General features: G+C 40.7%; 2 protein-coding genes. Both read left to right on the forward strand.

Annotation, left to right across the window (positions count from 1 at the left end):
* The coding region (locus tag AC1M9L_RS14695; protein WP_481592544.1) for an aromatic-ring-hydroxylating dioxygenase subunit beta at positions 1-458 on the forward strand (458 nt) is incomplete at its 5' end.
* A gap of 62 nt (positions 459-520) precedes the next feature.
* Positions 521-1,326 (forward strand): PDR/VanB family oxidoreductase (locus AC1M9L_RS14700; RefSeq protein ID WP_481592545.1); only part of this gene is annotated, 806 nt, incomplete at its 3' end.

Raw genomic sequence — 1,326 nt, forward strand, 5'->3', positions numbered from 1 at the left:
AAGTAACCGCATTTATCTGGGCAGAAGCGGATATGCTTGACCATTCGGATTACCAAACTTGGTTAGCATTATGGGAAGAGCAAGGTCAGTATATTATTCCAATCGACCCAGCCTTAACCGATTATGAAAATCATCTGAACTATGCATATGACAATCATCATATGCGTCAACTACGTGTTGAACGTTTAGAAAATGGAGAAGCAATTTCAACTTCTCCCAAAGCGAATACAGTACGTAGTTTATCGCGTGTACGAATTCTTCAAGATCAAGACGGAGAGATCGTATTACGCTGTGCACAGAATTTACGTGAATTCCGTAAAGAAAACTTACGTCATTACACAGCAGATGTGATTTACCACTTGGTACGTGATGAAGAAAATGGCTTCAAGATTCGTCGCAAGGTGATTAACCTCATTAATTCAACCGATACCCTGGCGGGTATTAGCTATATTTTGTAAGAGGAAATAGGGATTAGCTTTTTGCTAATCCCTATTTGTTTAAAAGGATCGAATGAGAAAAGATGATGTGTTTACATGATGTGGTCGTAAAAGATCGTTATATACAAGGCGGCACAATTGCAGTGCTTGAACTCACCTCAGCAAATGAAATCACATTACCAAGTATAGAAGCAGGGGCACATATTGATGTGCATTTGCCGAATGGTCTAATACGCCAATATTCACTTTGCCAAGATCCTAAACAAGTCGGCATTTTTCGCCTCGGTATTTTGAAAGATCCTCAGTCACGTGGTGGTTCAGCATGTGCATTTGAGCAACTTACACCGGGTATGCAGTTGCAGGTGAGTGCACCAAGAAACTTATTCCCTTTGGTTGATGCTTCCCACTCAGTGTTGATCGGTGGCGGTATTGGCATTACACCACTCATTACCATGGCATATGAGCTACTAACCCAAGGTAAATCATTTGAATTGCATTATTGTGGCAGTAGTCGCGATCGCTGTGCTTTCGTCGAAGAAGTAGAACAGGGACCACTTGCACCATTTACAACCTTCCACTTTAAAGCAGAAGGTTCAAGTCATCGCGAATATCTTAACCAGCATATTAAGCAATTAGATGCTCAATCTCATATCTATACATGTGGCCCGAATGGCTTTATGGATTGGGTCATTGATTTAGCTAAAGTGAATCAATTTGCGGATCAGCAGATTCATAAAGAATATTTTAACGTTGAAACAGATGTTACAGGCGATAGCTTTGAAGTCGTTGCACAGCGCAGTAATAAAATTATTACGGTTGCAGCGGATGAGAGTTTGATCGATGCATTAGCGAGAGAAGGCATAAAGATTGAGAAATCATGTGAACAAGG

This window comes from Acinetobacter sp. ANC_7511, from assembly GCF_056779975.1.